This is a genomic window from Lysobacter sp. CA196 (assembly GCF_052078695.1).
Lineage (GTDB): Bacteria > Pseudomonadota > Gammaproteobacteria > Xanthomonadales > Xanthomonadaceae > Lysobacter.
On record NZ_JBQJIN010000029.1, the window covers coordinates 1 to 19,762 of the forward strand.

Annotated in this window: 14 protein-coding genes and 1 pseudogene; 1 reads left to right on the forward strand and 14 read right to left on the reverse strand. The window is 68.5% G+C overall.

Annotated elements, in window-relative coordinates; genetic code table 11:
* Window positions 1-456: 456 nt before the first annotated feature.
* The 3 genes and pseudogenes from ACTOWK_RS19495 to ACTOWK_RS19505 form a co-directional block, all read right to left on the reverse strand.
* Window positions 457-1,479 carry a 3-oxoacyl-ACP synthase III gene (locus ACTOWK_RS19495; RefSeq protein ID WP_031372746.1) on the reverse strand — a complete coding sequence of 341 codons (1,023 nt, stop codon included), beginning with the start codon at window positions 1,477-1,479 and terminating at the stop codon, window positions 457-459.
* 250 nt (window positions 1,480-1,729) lie between these two features.
* A pseudogene (locus ACTOWK_RS19500) lies at window positions 1,730-2,044 on the reverse strand (DUF4156 domain-containing protein); the annotation flags it as partial.
* 367 nt (window positions 2,045-2,411) lie between these two features.
* A complete protein-coding gene (locus ACTOWK_RS19505; protein ID WP_441331753.1) occupies window positions 2,412-5,303 on the reverse strand; it encodes a M16 family metallopeptidase in 2,892 nt (963 codons plus the stop codon).
* Window positions 5,304-5,455: 152 nt separating this feature from the next.
* Here ACTOWK_RS19505 and trmL point away from each other — a divergent pair, with 152 nt between their 5' ends.
* Window positions 5,456-5,920: a tRNA (uridine(34)/cytosine(34)/5-carboxymethylaminomethyluridine(34)-2'-O)-methyltransferase TrmL gene (gene trmL / locus ACTOWK_RS19510; protein WP_031372749.1), complete on the forward strand. Its 465-nt coding sequence runs from the start codon at window positions 5,456-5,458 to the stop codon at window positions 5,918-5,920.
* Between the two features lie 83 nt (window positions 5,921-6,003).
* On the opposite strand, the gene ACTOWK_RS19515 is transcribed toward trmL, so the two are convergent.
* From ACTOWK_RS19515 to ACTOWK_RS19565, 11 genes are read right to left on the reverse strand one after another with little or no spacing between them, the layout of a single operon-like run.
* Complete coding sequence (locus ACTOWK_RS19515) at window positions 6,004-7,245, reverse strand: MFS transporter (protein WP_441331754.1); 1,242 nt, start codon at window positions 7,243-7,245, stop codon at window positions 6,004-6,006.
* A 9-nt stretch (window positions 7,246-7,254) separates the two neighbouring features.
* Window positions 7,255-8,139, reverse strand: coding sequence for a Rossmann-like domain-containing protein (locus ACTOWK_RS19520; RefSeq protein ID WP_441331755.1), 885 nt, complete (start codon window positions 8,137-8,139; stop codon window positions 7,255-7,257).
* Window positions 8,136-8,468 carry a hypothetical protein gene (locus tag ACTOWK_RS19525; RefSeq protein ID WP_441331756.1) on the reverse strand — a complete coding sequence of 111 codons (333 nt, stop codon included), beginning with the start codon at window positions 8,466-8,468 and terminating at the stop codon, window positions 8,136-8,138. The genes ACTOWK_RS19520 and ACTOWK_RS19525 overlap by 4 nt, the downstream gene beginning before the upstream one ends.
* A 32-nt stretch (window positions 8,469-8,500) precedes the next feature.
* Window positions 8,501-9,841 (reverse strand): ATP-grasp domain-containing protein, encoded by a 1,341-nt coding sequence (locus ACTOWK_RS19530; protein ID WP_441331757.1) that lies wholly within the window; start codon window positions 9,839-9,841, stop codon window positions 8,501-8,503.
* A gap of 24 nt (window positions 9,842-9,865) precedes the next feature.
* A complete protein-coding gene (locus ACTOWK_RS19535) occupies window positions 9,866-10,927 on the reverse strand; it encodes a pyridoxal-phosphate dependent enzyme (RefSeq protein ID WP_441331758.1) in 1,062 nt (353 codons plus the stop codon).
* Window positions 10,927-11,877: a GHMP family kinase ATP-binding protein gene (locus tag ACTOWK_RS19540; RefSeq protein ID WP_441331759.1), complete on the reverse strand. Its 951-nt coding sequence runs from the start codon at window positions 11,875-11,877 to the stop codon at window positions 10,927-10,929. Before ACTOWK_RS19540 ends, ACTOWK_RS19535 begins: the two co-directional genes overlap by 1 nt.
* A 27-nt stretch (window positions 11,878-11,904) precedes the next feature.
* Window positions 11,905-13,842, reverse strand: a complete 1,938-nt coding sequence (locus ACTOWK_RS19545) for a TonB-dependent siderophore receptor (protein ID WP_441331760.1) — start codon at window positions 13,840-13,842, stop codon at window positions 11,905-11,907.
* 3 nt (window positions 13,843-13,845) lie between these two features.
* On the reverse strand, window positions 13,846-15,342 hold the full coding sequence (locus tag ACTOWK_RS19550) for a DUF3526 domain-containing protein (RefSeq protein WP_441331761.1): 1,497 nt from the start codon (window positions 15,340-15,342) through the stop codon (window positions 13,846-13,848).
* Window positions 15,339-16,742 (reverse strand): ABC transporter permease subunit, encoded by a 1,404-nt coding sequence (locus ACTOWK_RS19555; RefSeq protein WP_441331762.1) that lies wholly within the window; start codon window positions 16,740-16,742, stop codon window positions 15,339-15,341. Before ACTOWK_RS19555 ends, ACTOWK_RS19550 begins: the two co-directional genes overlap by 4 nt.
* Window positions 16,739-17,467, reverse strand: a complete 729-nt coding sequence (locus ACTOWK_RS19560) for an ABC transporter ATP-binding protein (RefSeq protein ID WP_441331763.1) — start codon at window positions 17,465-17,467, stop codon at window positions 16,739-16,741. The genes ACTOWK_RS19555 and ACTOWK_RS19560 overlap by 4 nt, the downstream gene beginning before the upstream one ends.
* On the reverse strand, window positions 17,464-19,707 hold the full coding sequence (locus ACTOWK_RS19565; protein WP_441331764.1) for a TonB-dependent receptor: 2,244 nt from the start codon (window positions 19,705-19,707) through the stop codon (window positions 17,464-17,466). Before ACTOWK_RS19565 ends, ACTOWK_RS19560 begins: the two co-directional genes overlap by 4 nt.
* Window positions 19,708-19,762: the final 55 nt, after the last annotated feature.

Consider the following 19,762-nt stretch of genomic DNA (forward strand, 5'->3'; position numbering starts at 1 on the left):
TGTCGCTTGGGCCACGAACAGCTCGACCAGCCTAAGTTGGTCTTTTTTTCTTATCCGACAACGACTTATCGCCATTTCGCATCCTAGATCGAATCCTTATCTAGGACAGCCCCAAGAAAAATGCTTTTCTTTGAATCACAAGCCCGCACGAGCGATGCCGACGCAGGGATTTTTCATACGGGACATCCTTGTCCCGATGAAAAACGGCGCGCATCCCTGCGCGCCGCCCTCCGGGTCTTCTATTGCATCGCAGCCCGAAGCTGCGCACGGCAACGGCAAGCAAAACAATCGCGCTACCCGGCGTCGTCGCACTCCGATAAGCAACATCGCATGCCAGAGGATCACTCGACGCGACACTGACACCGAACCCCCTAAAGCAAAAAGCCCGGCGCTTTCGCACCGGGCCTTTCGTATTCGACTGCACCGTCGGCTCGCGCCGCGCGGCTCAGTCGCGCATTACCAGACGACTTCGGCCATCGAGCAGTTCAGACCCGAACCGATGCCGAGCAACGCGACGCGGCTGCCCTTCTTCAGGCGACCCATCTCGCGCAGCTTGCTCAACACGATCGGCACTGAAGCCGGACCGATGTTGCCGTGCTCGCCGAAGATGGTCATGACCTTCTTCGGGTCGATGCCGAAGGCCTTGAGGAAGGCCTGGGTGTGGGCGCGGCTGACCTGGTGGATGACGAATTCGTCGAGCTCTTCGACCGCCCAACCCAGCGCAGCCTTGGCCGCGGCGAAGGTCTTGTGGCCGAGCTTGAGGCCTTCGATCATCAGCATGCGGCCGTCGGCCACCATGCGGTCGTGATGCAGGTCGCCCAGGCAGAGCTGGTTCCACTCGGTCGCCGAACGGGTCACGCCGCCGCGGTAACGCGGGGCGCCCGGGGCGAGTTCGGCGCGCGCGAGCACCATCGCGGCGGCGCCGCTGCCGAGCGTCAGGGTCGCCATCTCGTCGCGCAGTTGCGACTCGGTGACGTCGGCCTTGCTCAGGCGCTCGATGGTCTTCTCGTAAGCGAGGTTGGCGGTTTCGCCGTCGACGACCAGGGCGTAGTCGATCTCGCCGCGCTCGATCATGCGGCCGGCGATGTCCATGCCGTTGAGGAAGGCGAGGCAGGCGTTGGCGACGTCGAAGTTCTGGCAGTTCTCGCCCAGACGCAGATTGCCGGCGACGATGCTGGCCGTGGACGGCTCCAGATAGTCGCGGCTCACCGAAGTGTTGACGAGCAGGCCGATGCGATCGGTATCGACCGCGGCATCGGCGAGCGCCTTGACCGCGGCCAGGGTGGCGGCATCGGATGCGCGCATTTCGCCATCCCACAGACGACGCTCGTGCACGCCGGCCACGTCCTGCAGCACATTGACCTTGATGCCGAGGCGATCGAGGGTCGGCTTAAGGCGGGCGTTGATTTCGTCGGAGGTCAGCTTGCGCGGAGCATCGACATGAGCGAGCCCGGCAATAGCGACGTGTTGGAACAGCATGGGCGCAAACCCTTCGCAGACAAAGTGCGACAGATTAGCGCCTTCACGCACCCTATGCATTAGCCAGGGTTGGCGTGCGGCCGGTACCCGACGCTTGCCCGGCGCCCGAAATCCCTTGAAAAACAGTAGATTAGGACGGCGCCCGGGGCCTTAACAGGCCGTACGCGAGGGTTTGGAAATGCGCTCAGCCGCCCACTGGATAGGTCTGGGCGGCCGCAGAAGGCGCCGATTGCGCAGCCGGGGCCGCGCCGGGGCCGCAGCGGTAGGCGGCAAAACGCTGCTGGCCGTCGGCCGGCGCCGCGATCGGTTGGATGGTATCGGCCTGCAGACCGGGGGCTTCGTTGCGCGCCAGGGTTTCGAGTTCTTCGCGCACGCGCAGGGCGTTGCGTTCGTAGAAAGCGACGTTGTGCTTGACCGCGACCACGACTTCGCCGCGCTTCTCGCAACCCGATGGCGCGGGGCCGGCGGAGAGCACGCGCACCGCTTGCGCGCCGGGCGCCATCTGCACCCAGGTGCAGGCCGAGCCCATCAGGGCCAGGGTCGAAGCCAGGGAGACGATTGCCAACGCGCGCATGGAAACCTCGTTAGGGATGCGATCGCGCGCATTGTCACCGGAATCGGCTGAGCGCGGTAGGAATGGGCGCCGGCCGGAGAGAGCGAAGGCAGGAGCAAATCCCCCCGCCCCCTTCGCAAAGGGGGAACTCGTCTTGGGGAGGCGAAGTGGCGGATGCGGCATTGCTCCGATCGTTCTCCATTGCAAGCATGCGTGACAGAAGCGACACGACCCATGCCCCTTTGGAAAAGGGGGCGGCGACCGCGAAGCGGACGCGGGGGATTTAGCTTTTGCCGCTGCAGCCGCTGCAACACCCCGCAAACGAAACGGGCCGCCCCCGAAGAGGCGGCCCGTCGCCGTGCACGACGCGTACCGCGTTTCAGCGGCGCGGCTTGCCGTCCTGGTCGATGACCTCGACTTCGCCGAGCTTGAGCGCGCGGATCGGCTGTTCGATCTTCGACAGGTCGCCGACCACGACCCAGGTCAATGCGGCCGGGTCGAGCGTTTTCGCCGCGGCCTGCGCCAACGCCGGGGTCATCGCTTCGTTGCGCGCCTTATACTCGAGGATGTAGTCGGCCGGGCGGCCGTAGCGCTGGTCGGCGCTGACCTGAGCCATCAGGGCGTCGGTGGTTTCATAGGCGCCCGGCAGGCTCAAGGTGTTCGAGGCGCGGATCTTGGCGACCTCGGCGGCGCTGATCGGCGCGCTGCCGCTGGCGAAGGACTCGATCTCGCGCTTGAGTTCGGCCAAGGATTCGACCGTCTTGTCCGACTGCACCGCGGCCTGGGCGATCCAGGGCCGCTGGCCCTTGGCGTTGCCCGAGCCGCTGTAGGAACCGTAGGCCCAGTGCTTGTCCTCGCGCAGGTTCATGTTGAGGCGCGAGCTGAATTCGCCGCCGAGCACGCCGTTGGCGAAATCGAAATCGATGGTGCCGGCATCGCCGGTCGGTGCGATCAGCTCACCGACATAGAGGTTGGACTGGATCGCGCCCGGCTGGTCGACCAGGAACACGCGCGGCGCTTTCGGACGCGCCACCGTGGCCAGCGCCGGCAGGGCCGGTGCGTTGGCGCCGGCCTTCCAGTCGCCGAAGCGGCGTTCCAGCTGCGGCACGATCTGCGCCAGGGTGGTGTCGCCGACCACGAACACGCGAGCGCGGTCGGGCTGCAGCCAATCGCGGTGGAACGCGACCAGGTCCTCGCGGCTCAGCGAGGCGATCGACGCCTCGGTGCCGGTGCCGGTGAACGGAATCGCATAGGCGTGGCCGACGCCGTACAGCAGCGGCGGCAACACGCGCAGCGCCGCGGTCTGCGGGCGCGCCTTCTCCTGCTTGATCCCGGCCAGCCACTGCGCGCGCACGCGTTCGATTTCGGCGGCCTCGAAACGCGGGCGACGGACCACGTCGGCGAACAGGTCAAGGGACGGTTCGAGCTTGTCGGTCAGCGCCGACATCGCCACGTTGGCGCTGTCGAGGCTGGCATTGGACGACAGCTCGACGCCGAGCGCTTCCTTGCGCGCCGACAGCTGCAGCGCGCCGTAGTCGCCGGCGCCTTCGTCGAGCATGGCCATGCCGAAGCTGGCGGTGCCGACCTTCTTGCCGAGGTCGGCGCTGAAGCCACCGGGGAATTCCATCGCCATCTGCACCACCGGGGTTTCGTGGCGTTCGATCAGCACCACTTCCATGCCGTTGCCCAGGCGCGCGCGCTGCGGGGTCGGGAAATCAAGATCGGGGAAGCGCTGGGTCACCGGCACGCCGGCGCTGCGATCGACCGTGGAGGCCACGGTCTTGAAGCGCGGGTCGGCGGCCGGGATCGCCGCGGGCTGGGTCGCGGGCGCGGCGCGCACGGTTTCCGGCAGCGACGAGGCCGGCTTGTCGCCGGGCTGCACGATCAGGGTGTGCGAACCGACGCCGAGCCACTTACGGCCGGCAGCCTGGACGCTGGCCGGGGTCGCCGCGGCGAGCTCCTTGAGTTCGTCGCGATAGCAATCCGGCTTGCCGAGCAGGACCGCGCAGCGCGCGAGCACGTCGGACTTGCCGCCGAAACCGCCGATGCGCTCGACGCCGCGGACGAAGTCGGCGCGGCTGGAGGTCTTGGCCTGTTCGAGCTCCTGCGCGGTCGGGCCTTGCTCGATCAGGCGCTTGATCTCTTCGTCGATGGCCGCGCGCACTTTCGCCGGGTCGACGCCCTGCTTGACGTTGGCGACCACCACCAGGGTGCCGCTGATCTCGGCGTCGTTGATCGACACGCTGGCGCTGTCGGCGATGCGGTCGGCGTGGACCAGGCGCGCGTCCAGGCGCGAGGCGGCGCTGCCGCCGAGGACCTGGGCGAACAGGCCGAGCTCGGTGCCGTCGGCGCTGCCGAATTCGGCGACCGGCCAGGCGCGGTAGACGCGCGCCTGCGGCACGCGGTCGGGCACGGTTTCGTCGGTGTCGCGCTCGCGCTTGGGCACGCGCGCGGCCATGTCGGGCAGGGTCGCGCTGGCCGGGATGTCGCCGAAATAACGCAGCGCCTTGTCCTTCGCGGTGGCCAGGTCGATGTCGCCGGCGAGCACCAGCACCGCGTTGTTGGGGCCGTACCAGCTGCGGAACCAGGTCTTGACGTCGTCGAGCGAGGCCGCGTCGAGGTCGGCCATCGAGCCGATGGTCTGCCAGCTGTAGGGGTGGTCGGCCGGGTACAGCGCCTCGTAGAGTTTGGCGCTGATGCGGCGGCCGTAGGGCTGGTTTTCGCCCTGGCGCTTTTCGTTCTGGACCACGCCGCGCTGTTCGTCGAGAGTCTTTTGGTCGATCGCGCCGAGCAGATGGCCCATGCGGTCGGACTCCATCCACAGCGCCATGTCGAGCGCGGTGGTCGGCACGTTCTGGAAGTAGTTGGTGCGGTCCTGGTTGGTGGTGCCGTTCTGGTCGGTCACGCCGACCAGCTCGAACGGGGCGAAGAACTCGCCCTTGTGATTCTCCGAGCCCTGGAACATGAGGTGCTCGAACAGATGGGCGAAACCGGTGCGCCCGGCCTGCTCGTTCTTGCTGCCGACGTGGTACCAGACGTTGACCGCGACGATCGGCGCCTTGCGATCGGTGTGGACGATCACCCGCAAGCCGTTGGGCAGGGTGAACTCCTCGTACGGGATCGAGACCTCGGCCTTGGCCGCGACCGGTGCCGCCAGCGCCGGCGCGCAGACCGTGCCGGCCAGCGCGGTCGCCAGCGCCAGGGCGAGCGCGGCGGCGCGCGGGCGGGCGGCGCGCAGCGCGTTCGGGGACAACGGGGACTTCGGCGACATGGGCACTCCTGGCTGGGGTCGTCCGCACACGGACGAAACCCCCATCCTAGGCGGGTCGGCCCGCCCAGGCACTAGGCCGGCGGTCATAGGGGGTGTGACGCCCTGCCTGCGTTGCGGCTGCGGGGGCCGGCCCCGGCCCGCATAATGTGCGGATGTTCGACGTCATCCTCTACCAACCCGAGATTCCGCCCAACACCGGCAACGTGATCCGCCTGTGCGCGAACACCGGCGCGCGCCTGCACCTGGTCGCGCCGCTGGGCTTCACCCTGGAAGACAAGCAACTGCGCCGCGCCGGGCTCGACTATCACGAGTACGCCGCCGTGCAAGTGCACGACAGCCTGGCCGCGGCGCTGGACGCGATCGCGCCGCCGCGCCTGTTCGCGCTGAGCACGCGCGGCCGGGTCCGCCACGACCAGCCGCGCTACGCCGCCGGCGACGCCTTCGTGTTCGGCCCGGAAACCCGCGGCCTGCCCGAGGACGTGCTCGACCGGATCCCGGCCGAACACCGCCTGCGCCTGCCGATGCGCCCGGACAACCGCAGCCTGAACCTGTCCAACGCGGTCGCGGTGGTGGTGTTCGAGGCCTGGCGCCAGCACGACTTCGCCGGCGGCGCCTAAACAGAAAGAACAGGAAGAAAAAGACTCCCCCTTCCCCTCGGGTGCGGGAAGAGGGAGCAAAGCGCATCGAACCTGACCGAGCCTCATGCGGCCGGCAGCGCCTGCGCGCGCGGCGCGCGCAGCAACAGCGACAGGCCGAACGCGTTGAGCAGACCGATGGCGCAGAACACCGTCCACGGCAGCCACGGCCAGTGCCGCGCCGTCGCCACGTCGACCAGCCAACCGCCGGCGACGTTGCCCAGGCCGCCGCCGATGGCGAGGCTGAGCGAACTCACCCCGAGAAAGGTGCCGAGCGCGCGCGGATCGGCCAGGCCGGCGATCAGGGTCTGCTGGGTCGGGCGGGTCATCACCGCACCGATCGCGAAGCCGCCGATGCACACCAGGAAACCGGCGAAGCCATCGGTGAAACCGATCGCGCCGACCGCCAGCGACATCAGCACGACGCCGAGCACCAGCACCTGCGCGGTGTTGAAGCGTCGTTCGAGCCAGCGCACCAGGCCGTACTGCAGCAACACCGTCAGGCCGGCGCTGACCGCGAACATCACCCCGACGCTGTCGACCTCGCCGGTCAGGCGCTGCGCCAATAAGGGCAGGCTGATGTTGATCTGCACCGCGAGAAACCAGTACAGCATCATCAGCACGACCAGGCTCAGGAAGGCGCGGTCGCGGCGCACCAGGTCGAGGCCGTGACGCAGCGGCGGCGGCCGCTCCGGCATCGCCACCGACGGCAGCAGGCGCAGGGCGATGACGAAGTTGAACGCGAAACAGGCCGCGGCGACCAGGCAGACCACGCGGAAATCGAAACGCAGCAAGGCGACGCCGAGCAAGGGCCCGAGCGTGGTCGCCACGCCGCTGACCCAGTTGCTGATCGCGTAATAGCGCGGCCGCGTGCGCTCGTCGGTGAGGGCGGCGATGGACGCCTGGTACGGTGCCTCGAACATCGCCCCGCCGAGCGCCGACACCGCCATCGCGACCAGCAGCAGCGGCAGATCGTCGGCGAAAGCCAAACTGGTGAAGCCGGCCGCGCGCAGCAACACGCCAAGACAGATCATCCGGCGCGCGCCGAAGCGATCCGAGAGCACGCCGCCGACCAAGGCCAGACCCTGCTGAGTCAGTTGCCGCACCGCCAAGGCCAGCCCGACCGCCGCCGCGGCCAGGCCGACATCGTTGACGAAGTGCACCGCGACCAGCGGCATCAACATGGCGAAGCCGGTCACCATGAAGAAGGTGTAGACCAGTAAGCCGTTGAGGCCGCGCCGGCGCGCGTCGGCGCTGAGGGAGATTGCGCTGACGGGAACGGATGCCTGCGGCGGACTCGCGCTCATCGCCTGGACTCAGGCCGCCGCACGCGCATCGCCGGCACTGGCGGCGCGATACAGATGGATCGGGGTCGGGTCGGCGCTGAACTGCGAGAACGGAAACGGCTCGGCCGACACCGCGGCGACGCCGTGGCCGAGAAAACGCGGCACGATCGCGCTGCCGGTCTGGGCGTAGACGATCAAGGGAATGCCGCGTGCGCGCACGCTGGCGAGGATCTCGTCGAAGGAACCGTTGCTCAGGGTCATGCCGGTGGCGATCACCAGGTCCGCCTGCGCCAACACCGGCCGCATATCGCGCACGACCTCGGTGCCGTCCTGAGTGCGTTGCAGGTTGAAATCGCAGGGCAGGCAGACGCCGCCCTGGGCCTGGATCGCCGCCACCAGCGGATTGACCACGCCGATCAGGCCCACCCGCATGCCCGGCTCGATCTTGAGCAAGCCGGCGATGGCCTCGTCGCGCGCCCGCGCCCGCTCCAGCGGCGTGCCGTGCGGCAGCATGAACACCAGCGCCTCGGCCGCCTCGCGATGCGGCCGTACCAGCGACAGATAGGCATCGAGCGCGGCGACCCGCACCGGCGTGCGCGCATCGCGCAGCAACTCGGCGACGCTGCGTCCGGACAACTCCTCGGCGATCACCGAGTCGAGCTGATCGCGCTCCACACAGCAACCGCCGAAGCCCGACTCCACCCGCAGCACCAGATAGTAGTTGCGGTACTTGGTCTCGGTGCCCGGGAACTGGGTGCTCTGGCGCACCCAGAACGCACCGACCGCGTGCAAGCCTTCGGGATTCGGGCCGTAATCGCCGCGAAGCACCGCCTCGGTGAGGGCGGCGACGTCGGCAGGCGGCAGTTGGCTGGTGGAAGGTGCGGCAGCGATGGCCGTCGGTACGGAAAGCGTCATGTCGTCGGTCTCGGAGAAGTTATGCCAGGGAGGCGCGGCGGATTGCGGTCGATGGGGCGGTTGCGGTTGCGGTTGTTGCTGTTGCTGTTGCTGTTGTTGTTGCTGTCGCTGTCATTGTTGCTGTCGTTGCTGTCGTTGCTGTTGTTGCTGCCATTACCGTTGCCGTCGCCCCCTTTGGAAAAGGGGGCCGCGACCGCGTAGCGGACGCGGGGGGATTTGCTGTTGCTGTTGCTCTCGGGCGAAAAGCAAAAGCTAAATCCCCCCTGCCCCCCTTTTTCAAAGCGGGGAACAGCTAGGCAACCGGGGAACAGTCCGGCAACCGGGGCCACTAGAAAGAGGGTGTGGTCACATAGATGACGATTCAGGCTGCACTCGACTCAGGTTCTGCAGCACCACGCGCCTGAGACGGCTCAGCGCAGTCCGCGTCCGCCCCCTTACCGACGTCCTCATCCGCATAACGCAACGCAACCCGCTCCAGCGCCCGCTCGGCATACCCGCGCGCTTGCCCGCCCTCGCGATCGACCGCGATCACGTGGCCCAGATAGCAGGCGTTGTCGATCGGCGCCGCCACTTCGCTGCCTGCCACCGCACTCAGGCTCCAACGCTCGATGTTCGGGTCGGCCTCCAGGCTCGCGGCGCCGTCCATCGCCAGCACATAACCGCCGCGCGGCGGCACCAGGAACTTGATCGCGGCGCTGAAGACGCCGGTGTCGCGATGCCGCAGGTCCGGCTCGTGCCCCAGGGCGAGTTCGATCTGCGCATCCAGCAGGTCGATGCCGGTCACGCGCTGGATCAGCTCGGCAATGTAGTTGCCGCCCGGGCGCGGATTGATCTCGACGATGCGCGGCCCCTGCGCGGTCAGCTTGACCTCGGTGTGGCTGATGCCGTGGTCGTGCCCCACCGCATCGAGCGCACCGAGCACCAAGGCTTCGATGGCCGCGGCGTCGGCCGCATCGACCCTGGCCGGGAACATGTGCCCGTCCTCGATGAAATACGGAAAGCCGGTCAGGCTCTTGTCGGTGATGCCGATGACCGTGGTGCGGCCGCGATAGGTGCAGGCCTCGACGCTGAACTCTTCGCCGCGCAGGTACTCCTCCAGCAACAACAAGGGGACGCGCGCCTGCTCACGAAAATTGCGCGGGAACTGTTCGAGCGCATCGAAGGCCGCGCACAATTCTTCCTCGTCGTGGATCAGGCGCACGAACGCGCTCGACGCCAGGTCGGTCGGCTTGACGATCAACGGATAACCGATCCGCTGCGCCTCGCTGCGGGTTTCGTCCCAGGAACGGGTCACCGCGAACTTCGGGTTCGGCAGGCCCGCGCGTTCGATCGCCTCGCGCACTTGGTCCTTGCGCCGCTCCATCACCACGTTGGCCGAGAACGCCTGCGGCAACCCCAGCGCCTGCGCAACCTGGGCCACGGTGTCGATGTAGTAGTCGCAAATCGTCACCACGCCGTCGAACTTGAGGATCGCGTGCTGGGCGCGCAGGAACTCGATCAGCGCCGGCACGTCGTTGGTCTCGGCGGTCAGCACGTGCTCGGCGTGGTCGATCACCGGGTGGATCTCTCGCGAACGCGCATCGCGGTAGTGGCCGCGGTTGCGGGTGACGAAGGTGTAGCGGTGGCCGAGCCGGCCGATCACGGGCGGGAAGATCCGGCCGGTGCCGCCGACCCAGCTTTCGATCATCAACAAATGCGCCATGACGAGTTGCTCCAGTGAGGGGATTCAGTGCGCGGCGACGAGCGCCGCATCGCGCGGCGGCGGCGCCGCGACGTCGTGAGCGGAGTCGACAAAATCGGCGCGTGCCCAGGCCATCGCCGACCACGGCAGCGCCAGTTCGTCGAGCGACTCGATCGGCTTGGGTTCGAGGCCGCGCAGGTCCAGCGCTTGCTCGTAATAAGCGAACACGCCGTCGACGTAGCGGTGGCCGGTGTCGGCGGCGAGAAACACCACGTTACGCTCGGGCCGACGCGCGGCTTCGCGCGCGGCGACCAGATAACAGCAGCCGGTCGACAAGCCGGCGAACACCGCGTGTTCGCGCAACAGGGCCACCGAACCCGACAGGCCGTAGTCGAACGAGACCCAGTGGATCTGGTCGTACAGGCGGTGGCGCACGTTGCGGAACGGAATCGAGCTGCCGATGCCGGCGATGATGATGCCGGGGTCTTCGATGTGCTCGCAGCCGAAGGTCATGCTGCCGAAGGGCTGCACCCCGATCAGTTCCACCGCGCCGTCGTGCACACGCAAGGCTCTGGCCAGGCCGCCGGTGGAACAACCCGAGCCGACGCCGCCGACCACGCTGAGGGCGGCGGCGCCAAGGGTCTCGGCGAGCAAGGCCGCGACCGGCTCGTAGCCGTCGTAGTGGATGTCGTCGTGGTACTGCTGCATCCAGTGCACGTCGGGGCGGCTGTCGAGCAGCTCGCGGATGCGCGCCACGCGCAGGCTCTGGTCCATCTTCAACGTCGCCTGCGGTTCGACCTGCTCGATGGTCGCGCCGAGGATGCGCAACTGCAGCATCAGGGTACGGTCGACGGTCTTGGAGCCGACGATGTGGCAATGCAGGCCGTACTTGTGACAGGCCAGGGCCAGCGCATAGGCATAGATGCCGCTGGAGCTGTCCATCAGGGTCGCGCCCGGGCGAATGCGGCCGCTGGCGAGCAGGCGCTCGACCGCGACCAGGGTCGAGTAAACCTTCATGGTCTCGAAGCGCGCGACATAGAGATTGGCGCCCAGCCGGACCAGGTCGGGCGCCTTGATCGCGTCGGCGATATGCGTGTGCATGCTCATCAGAACCCCGTCTCGGCGAAACGGCACTGGTGGCCCAGGCCGCGGAAGAAGGCCGACAGCTCGCCCATGCGCGCCGGGTCGGGACGCTCGACGAACAGGTAGCCGAGCAGGCTGCCGGTGTGGGCCACGACGATGCCGTCGGCGGCGAAATCGCTGCGCCGTTCCAGCAGTCCATCGAGGTGGCGCTTGGCGATCACCCCCTGCGCCAACTGCGCGCTCCGGGTCGCGCAGGCGCAGATGGTGGCGAGATCGTTTACGGCGAAGGCCTGCAGCGCACGTTCGAGATTGTCCCGATAGGCATCGAGGTGACGCTGGTAGTGGGCCAGCAAGGGATGTGCGCACTTCTCGGTCTCGACCGTGCCGCCTTCGTCGATGTAGCAGGCGTGCAAGCGCAGCGGCGTATCGAAGGCCTGCACGATCCGCTGGCGTCCGCTCAAGTACAGCGCGTGGGTGTCGAGGAACACGCTGTCGGAGCGCTCGATGCCGCGCAGCAGGTCGGCGATCGCCGCCGGCGTCGAGGCCAGGCCGAAGATGCGGTCGAGACAGCGGATGGTCGCGACGATGTCGGCGGTCGAACTGGCCATGCCCTTGCCGAGCGGCAGTTCCGAGTCGTGGCTCCAGCGCCCGCTCGGCAGACGCTTGCCGTGCAGTTGCAGATACCGCGCGATCGCCTGGCGGCATTTGTCCTTGCCGGCCAGGTCGACGGCGATGTCGCCGTCCTCGCCGGGGGCGAAATGCATCCAACTGTATTTGCGCACCGGCAAGGAGATCAGGCCGATGTGCAACTCGCCGTCCTGCGCATACGGTCCCTGCAACAGCTCGCCGAGCGTGCCGTGGCAGACGCCGCTGTAGATCCTCGGCGTTTGTTCGTGCTCACTCGACGCCTGCACCTGCGCGCGGGCCCCAGCGCGCACGTGGTCGTTATCGCGGTACCGCTCCTGCCTCAGCATGGCCGCACGCTCCCCAAAACCGTCGAATTAACCGTCGAAATCGACCGCGAGCTGGGCCACGTAGCGCCGCCCATCGGTGAGTCCGAAACTGTTGTTGCCGTGGATGTTCCAGGTGTAGGTGTCGCCGACATTGGCGACCAGCAAGCGCAAGGTCGCCGGCGCCGAACCGAGCCGGAACCGATAGCGCGCGCCGACATCGACCAGGGTGTAGTCGGGTACGCGGTTGAAGCCGTCGCGCGAGGCGATGCGCTCGCCGTAGTGGCTCATCGACAGGTCGAACGAAAGCCCGGCCCACGACGGCGGCCGGTATTCGAGATCGGCGCGCAGCACACGCTCGGTCTGGCCGATCGGGCGATCGCCGACCCGACCCAGGCGCACCGCCTCGCCGCTCACCCTCGGCCGCATCAATACCGCGCCGGCGACCAGGCTCAAGGCGTCCACCGGCCGGCCGCTCAGGCTCAGTTCGACGCCGCGGTGACGCACTTCGCCGATCGCGCCGTAGACGTTGCGCTCGTCGGTAGTGAAGTACGGCTTACGGACATCGAATGCACCGGCCACCAGTTTCATGCCGTCGGCGAAGGCCCAGCGCAGGCCCGCATCGCTCTGCCGGGTGCGGATCGCCGGCAGGGCTTCGTTGCGATTGGCCGCGTCGTCGGGAGCGATGCCGCTTTCCTCCAGGCCGCGGGTGTGGCCGGCGTACAAGGCCAGGCGCTTGCCGAGATAAACCGCGACGTTGGCGTTCGGCAGCCAGGGCCGATCGTGGGTGGCGGTGCGCGGCAGACCCGGCTGGTCGACGCTTTTTTCGTAACGGCTGCGCTGGATGCCGAGACTGAGTTCGCCGACCTCGCGCCAACGCCCCTCGTAGGCGATACCGCCGGTCCACTGGCGAACCTGGTCGTGGGTGCGCGGGCCGAACGCGAACGCCGTGGGTTCGGGCATCGGCAAGGGTTCGCCGAGCGGGCGCACGCCGAAGTCCAGGGCCGGCGCCGAGCCGCCATACTCGCTGTCGAGCCGGCGGCCGCGCGCGGCGACGTGCAGCACGTGCAGGCGCGGGCCGTCGCGGAAGCTGCGGCTCAGGCGCAGTTCGCCGCTGGTCGAAGCCGAGCGCTGACGCGGATCGGCGATGACTTTCTCGCGCGCCAGGCCATCGCGGGTGGTGTCGACGAACAACTCGGCGAAACCGCTCGGCATGTGGTTGATCGAGCGGAACACGCCGCCGGTCAGAGCCCAGTCGTCGCCGAAACGCGCCTTGCCGAGCACGCCGTAATTGCGACTGTCGTACTCGTTGTCCGACCAGGTCTGGCCGAAATGACGACGGCGTTCGATCTTCGGCGGCAGGTGATTGCCGGCAGTAATGATGGTCGGCGCGACTTCCTCGTCGCGGCCGCGCGAGATGCTCCAGAACGGCAGGATCTCGATGTTCTCGCTCGGCCGCCAGCGCGGCACCACCCCGGCGCGCAGATAGCGCGCATCGGCGCCGTCGTAATACTCCTCGCGCGCATACGAGAGGCCGGCGGCGAGCCCGAGCCGGCCCGGAATCAAGGGCAGCTTGGCGTCCAGTTCCAACGCCGGCGCGCCGTAGGCGTTGAGCGCACCGACCATGCTGATCACGCGTTCGTCGCCGGCCTTCTGCAGGCGATAGTCGACGATCCCGGTCGGCGCCGGAAACGGATAACTCAGCGCCGACAGGCCGACGCGGATCGTCGAACCTTCGACCAGACGGGACGGCAAGGTGCCCTGGCGATCGAAATAGATTCCGTCCATGCGCACGTTGCCGGCGTCGACCGGCGAGAAGCCGCGCACCTGCTTGGCGCTGTACAAGCCGATGGTCTCGTTGCCGAGGGTGGCGCCGAACGCGTCCTCGGCCGCGGTGACGGCGTTGTCGTCGGTGCGTTGCGCCTGCACCGCGCTCGTCGCGGCCGCGGCGATCAGGCCCAAGGTCCAGGCCAGTGCGTCTGGTCTCATCGCTCAGAGCTCCGTCGGCCAGCGACGCAAGCGCCGCCAGGCGAGTGCGGTCAGCAGGCCTGCCAACAGGCACAACCAACCGATCATCGGCAACACCGCGACCACCCGCGCACTCGCCGGCGACTCGGCGTCGCGATAGGCCGGGATCGCGTCGTACTCGGCGAAGTTCATCCGCCCGTAGCTGTTGGCCACCGCGCGCGGCGTCGGCGCGGCGATCTGGCCCTGGATGCGCGGGTAGAACCAATCGCGCAGGCGCAGTTGATACGCGCGGGTCTGCTGCTCGAAGCGCTCATGACGCGCGGCATCGGTGCCGGCGAGCACCGCCAGGGCTTCTTCCAGTCCCAACGGCGGCGCGAGATAGCCGGCCCAATCCGAGACCCGGCCGCGCCATGCGCGCGCGGCCTGTTGACGCTCGCGCAGAGGCTGCAGGCGACGCTCGAGCTCCGGGGTCAGGAAGCTCATGCGGGTCGCGTAGTCGATCTTGGCCACGCGCTCGGTCACCGCGGCGAGTGCGGAGGAGCGGCGGAACGCGGCAGCGACGATTGCGTCGCGCTGCTCGGCGATGGCGTCGTTGGCGCGGCGTTGCGCATCGACATAGGCCACCGGCGACGGCGCGTCGCCGAGTCGCGTGGCGAGCGCGCTGCCGAGCAACGGCAGGCCGATTGCGAGCAGCGCCCACACTGCGCTCATCAGGCTGATCGCGCCGGCGGCGCTGGGCCAGGCCGAGACCACGACGAATCCCAGCGCGGCCCAGAACGACAGGTAAGCCACCACCAGTACCGCCGACGCAATCAGTTCGGGCCAGGCCGCGGCGAGATCGGCGCCGGCGGCCAGGAGTGAGGCGGTCGCCAGCAGCAAGGTCGCCGGCGCGAGCCAGGCGACGATCGCGGCGACGCGGGCGCCGAGCCAGGTCCGCGGACCGACCCGTTGCGCGGCGATCAAACGCAGCATGCCGTGGTCGCGCTCGAAGGTGGCGAGCAGACCGATCAACAGCACCACCGCAATCGGCAGCAGATACACCAGCACGAAGCCGAGGTCGAAGCGTCCCAGCCCGAGCCCACGCGGATTTTCGAAGTCGTAGACCGGTTCGACCCCGAACGGCGTTTCCAGCTTGACCGGCAAGCGCCCGGGCATCAGGTCGCTGACCCCGACCGCGAGCGGCGACAGCGGCAAGTGCGGCTTGTAGCTGTGCGCGCGTAGAAAATAGCGGCTGAAGCCGGCGGCGTCGGTCGGGTCCTGCCAGTACGGCACTTCGCTCTCGGCCGGCTCGGCGTAACGGCGCGCGCGTTCGCGGATCTGCGCGGTCCAGGCGGCATCGCTGGCGCGGCTGCGTTCGCTCGCCGCGCCCTGGTTGCGATGTAGGGCAGCGCCGCTGAGCGCGCCCCACAGCATCGCCGCGCCGAGCAAGCCGATTACCATCCACAACAAGCGATTGCGACCGACATGGCGCAGTTCCCAACGCCACAGCGCGGCGAAGCCGACATCGACGGCGGCGCTCATGGACGCATCCTCCGCGCCGCCAGCGCCAACGCCGCCAGCACCGCCGCGCACCAGCCCAGCAGGGCCAGCAAGGCCGGCGTACTCACGCCCCAGGCGGTCGCCAACGGCGGTACGCGATGGCGGAACTCGGGGATCTGCGCCCATAGCGAGGCATCGTTGGTATGCCGCGCCCCCTCGCCGTTGAGCGGGTGCACCATCACGTCCTGGTTCATGCGATTGACCAGTTCGCGCCGGTAACGCTCGGCGCCGTCGACGAAGCGGCGGTGATGGACGAAGTCGCTGCCGGCCAGGGCCGGCGACAGGCTCTGCATCGCTGCCATCGGCGACAGCAGGCCCAGCATGGCGTAACTGCGGTCCTGGGCTTCGACGCGATCGTAGAAGCCGCCGAGCACGCGATCGAACACCGCATGCGAGTGGCGCTCGCTCAGATCGAGCTCGGCGCCGCGCAGATCGACCCGCAACTCGTCCTTGCTGGCCGCGCCGTATTGCGCCAGCAGCTTGGCCTGATTGGCCTTGGCGTCTTCGGCGGTCCAGAACGCCGGCGCCTCGTCGAGCAGACGCTGCTTGACCGCCTGCGTCGACGGCAAGGGTTGCGCGCCCTCGACCGCGCTGTTGGCCCAACGCGGCAAGGCCAGGCCGAACACGATCCACAAACCGAACAACACCGCCAAGGCCGCGCGCACGCTGCCGGCGAGCATCGACACGGCGATACCGACCGCGGTCAGCAAGGCCAGATACAGCGCCATCGCCACCCCCCACAAGACCAGACGGGTGGCGGTGTCGAAGTCGAACACGCCCAGCACGAAACTCGACGCGGCGGTCGCGGCCGTCACCGGCAACAGCAAGACCAACACCAGCGCGCTCCAGATCGCCAGGGCCTTGCTGATCACGATCGCGCGCGGCCGGATCGCCGCGCCGAGCGCCAGGCGCAAGGTGCCGCGTTCGCGGTCCATCGCCACCGCGGTGAAGGCGAGCAGGAAGGCGACCAAGGGCGCGAAGCCGATCAGCAGCCCGGCCGGGCTGACCAGGCCGGCGCGCTGCAAGGTCGAGGCCTCGCCCTGCGGCCGGTACAGCATGTCGTTCTGCACGTGCGCTTCCAGCCAGACCGCCTGGCCGACGAAGGGCTCGACGCCGGGATCGAGCGCGGCCAGCACCGGCGTCGGCTTGAACGCGTAGATGCTGTAGTGCGCGGCCGAGTGCGGGTCTTTCTCGCCCTGGCCGAGCCAGCGCGCGCGCTCGGCGCGGGCGATCTCGCTCTTGGCCGCATTGGCCGTGGCGATGGCATCCAGATTGACCGCGAACGCCAGCAGCACCAGCGCGCCGAGGCAGAGCAAGGCCCACCAGGCGCGACGGTCGCGGCGCAACAAGGTCCATTCGTAACCGGTCAGCGACGCGCTCATGCGGCGAGCTGCTCCAGGTACAGGGCTTCGATCTCGGTCGCCGACAGTTCATCGGTGTGGCGTTCGACCAACAGACGCCCGGCGCGCAGGATGCCGAGCCGATGCGCCACGTCCTTGACCCGGTACAGATCGTGGGTCGCCATCAGCACCGCGATGCCGCGCTTGGCCGCCGCGCGCACGCCTTGCGAGAGGTCGTTGGCGGCGCTGGCGTCGAGCCCCGAGGTGGGTTCGTCGAGCAGCAGCAGTTGCGCATTCTTGGCCAGCGCGATCGCCAGGCCGACTTTCTGCCGCATGCCCTTGGAGAAACCGGCGGCGCGGCGCGTATGCGCCTCTTCCTGCAGGCCGGCTTCGGCGAGCAAGGCGCGCGCCTGCGCATGGTCGAGGCGGCGCCCGCCGAGCAGGGCGAAATAGCTCAGGTTCTCGATCGCGTCGAGGGTGGGATGCAGCATCACCGTTTCCGGCAGGTAGGCGATCTTGGCCCGCGCCGCGAGCGGGTCGCGGTCGACCCGGGTGCCGGCGACATCGATATGGCCCGACTCGGGAGTCAGGAAGCCGAGGATCAGGTTCAAGGCGGTGGTCTTGCCGGCGCCGTTCGGGCCGAGCAAGGCATAGACCTCGCCCGGCGCGATCGCCAGCGACAAAGCTTCGAGCGCATGGCGCGCACCGAAGTCCTTGCGCACCGCGTGCAGGCGCAGCGCGTCGCTGCGGGTTTCAAGCAGGCTCATAGGTTCACCCGGAAGGTCAGTTCGACGCTGCGCGGCGCTGCGATCACCAATTGGTCGGCGGCGCCGCCGGACCAGTCGGCGTAGAAGGCATCGCCGAGGTTGCGCCCGTGCAGGGCGATCTCGCCGAACGGCAGGCGGTAAGCGACGGAGGCGTCCCAGACGTCGTGGCCGTCGACGCGGATGCTGTTGGCGTTGTTGGTATAGAAGGCGCCGACATGGCGCACGCCGCCGCCCACGGTCAGCGGGATCGCCTCGAAGCGATAGCTCGCATACAGGCTGGCGACGCGCTCGGGCACGTTCGGCGGGACGTTGCCGGCGCGGTCGACCCCGCCGGCCTCGCGCAGTTCGTCGAAACGCGCATCGAGCGCGGCGAAACTGGCATCGACACGCAGGCCGCGGGTCAACGCCGCCGACGCCGACAACTCGATGCCGCGCGAGGACTGGCGCCCGCCCTGCACCGACAGATTCGCGTTGGCCGGATCGCGGGTGACGATGTCGTCCTGTTCGATCCAGTAACCGCCCAGGCTCAGGTCGATGCGGTCCCGCCAGAAGCTGCTCTTGATGCCGGCGTCTACGGCGCGGCCGCGGGTCAGCTCGAAGCGCGAATTAGCCAAGGACAGCAGCGGCAGGCTGCCGACCGGCGCGACCGCCTCGCTGTACTGGGCGAACAACTGGGTCTTCGGACTCAAGTCGAACACCGTGCCGAGCCGCCACGACAGCGGCTCATAGCGCCGTTCGAACCGGGTCAGCGCGGCGGTGTTGAGATCGCGAATGCTGCGTTCGAGTTCGATCCGGTCGTAACGCAACCCCGCCAGCAACAACCAACGCGGGGTCAGGTTGAGCGCATCCTCGGCGAATATCGAAGCGACTCGCGTGGTCGAGTCGAAATCGACGCGGTTGCCGGCGCCGGGAAAGTTGCGCGCCTCGTCGTCGAACGACACCCGGCCGCGGGCCGGCGCGAACGGGTCGACCGCCGTGGTCGTGCCGAACCGGCGCATGACGAAGAAGTCGCCGTCGCTGAACTCCACCCCGACCGAGGCGCGGTTGCGGCGCCCGGCCAGGCGGTGTTCGGAGAACAGGGTCGCGCGTTCCACCCAGAAGCGATGTTCGTGTTCGATCCGGGTGGTGCCGCGATCGAGCAGGCCGCTGCGGCGGTTGTAGGTGTAGGTCTCGGAGTTCAGCCAGCGCCGCTTCGCATCGTAGTAACTGAATTCGTTACTGAAGCGCAGGCCATCGCCGATCTGCCAGTTCACCCGCGTGCGCAGCCAGTCGCTGCGTGCGTCCTGGACGCCGTTGTCGACGTTGTAGTTGCGCTTTCGCAGGGAGCGGTCGAGCACGTAATCGTTGCCGCTGCGCACCAGCCCGCTCGGGTCGCGGGCGAGCGCGCGCGGCAGCAGCGGCGTCCCCCAGTAAGCGGTGTCGTAGTCGTCTTGGTAATGATCCAGGGCCAGGTCGATGTCGAGCGCGTCGCTCGGACGCCAGCGCGCCGCCAGGGTGGCCGAGGTCGCTTCGCTGGCGGTGTCGTCGACGTAGCCGTCGCTGCGGCGGTGGCTGGCCACCGCGCGCAGGGCGAAGCGGTCGCTGAGCGGAATATTCGCGTCGACCGCATAACGCTGGCTGCCGAAGCTGCCCCAGCCGGCCATGCCTTCGAAGGCGCGGGCATCCACAGCACTGTCGCCGAGCTGGGGCCGCTTCGGCACCAGGTTGATCGCGCCGGCCAGCGCGCCCTCGCCGTACAACACCGAGGCCGGGCCCTTGAGCACTTCGATGCGCTCGAAGCTCCAACTGTCGAAGTCGCGCGTCACCAACGGCGCCGCGGTCTGGCGCACGCCGTCGTAGAGCAAGGCGATGGCGCCGCCGGTGAACCCGCGCATCGAGGTCATGCCCGGCGACGACGGCAACTGCCCGGCCAATACGCCGGGCGCGGCGTTGAGCGCGTCGACGCTGCCGCGCAGGCCGCGGGCCTGGATCGTGTCCTGGTTCAGCACCTCGACCATCGCCGGGGTCTCGCGCGCGGTCAGGCCGAGCCGCGAGCCGGTGGCGTTGGCGGTGTCGAGCGGCGCGGTCGCGGCGCGCCGGCCTTCGACGGTGACCGTGTCGAGCAGGGTCGCCGCCGCGCCGCCGGCGGCCTCCTGTGCCGCCGCCGGCGACGCCAACGTCACCGATGCCAAAGCCGATGCGAGCGTCATCCGCCCGAAGTACGCCGCACCTGCCCGGCTGCCCTGCTTGCCTGCGCTCACTGTGATCCTCGCCCCATGTCGAATGTGAAATGAAACGATATATCATTTCATTTAC

Excerpts from the sequence above, each read along its gene's own strand:
- ACTOWK_RS19495 (WP_031372746.1), bottom strand. The coding sequence starts at position 1,479 with ATGCTGTTCCAACACGTCGCTATTGCCGGGCTCGCTCATGTCGATGCT.
- ACTOWK_RS19505 (WP_441331753.1), bottom strand. The coding sequence starts at position 5,303 with ATGTCGCCGAAGTCCCCGTTGTCCCCGAACGCGCTGCGCGCCGCCCGC.
- trmL (WP_031372749.1), top strand. The coding sequence starts at position 5,456 with ATGTTCGACGTCATCCTCTACCAACCCGAGATTCCGCCCAACACCGGC.
- ACTOWK_RS19515 (WP_441331754.1), bottom strand. The coding sequence starts at position 7,245 with ATGAGCGCGAGTCCGCCGCAGGCATCCGTTCCCGTCAGCGCAATCTCC.
- ACTOWK_RS19520 (WP_441331755.1), bottom strand. The coding sequence starts at position 8,139 with ATGACGCTTTCCGTACCGACGGCCATCGCTGCCGCACCTTCCACCAGC.
- ACTOWK_RS19530 (WP_441331757.1), bottom strand. The coding sequence starts at position 9,841 with ATGGCGCATTTGTTGATGATCGAAAGCTGGGTCGGCGGCACCGGCCGG.
- ACTOWK_RS19535 (WP_441331758.1), bottom strand. The coding sequence starts at position 10,927 with ATGAGCATGCACACGCATATCGCCGACGCGATCAAGGCGCCCGACCTG.
- ACTOWK_RS19540 (WP_441331759.1), bottom strand. The coding sequence starts at position 11,877 with ATGCTGAGGCAGGAGCGGTACCGCGATAACGACCACGTGCGCGCTGGG.
- ACTOWK_RS19545 (WP_441331760.1), bottom strand. The coding sequence starts at position 13,842 with ATGAGACCAGACGCACTGGCCTGGACCTTGGGCCTGATCGCCGCGGCC.
- ACTOWK_RS19550 (WP_441331761.1), bottom strand. The coding sequence starts at position 15,342 with ATGAGCGCCGCCGTCGATGTCGGCTTCGCCGCGCTGTGGCGTTGGGAA.
- ACTOWK_RS19555 (WP_441331762.1), bottom strand. The coding sequence starts at position 16,742 with ATGAGCGCGTCGCTGACCGGTTACGAATGGACCTTGTTGCGCCGCGAC.
- ACTOWK_RS19560 (WP_441331763.1), bottom strand. The coding sequence starts at position 17,467 with ATGAGCCTGCTTGAAACCCGCAGCGACGCGCTGCGCCTGCACGCGGTG.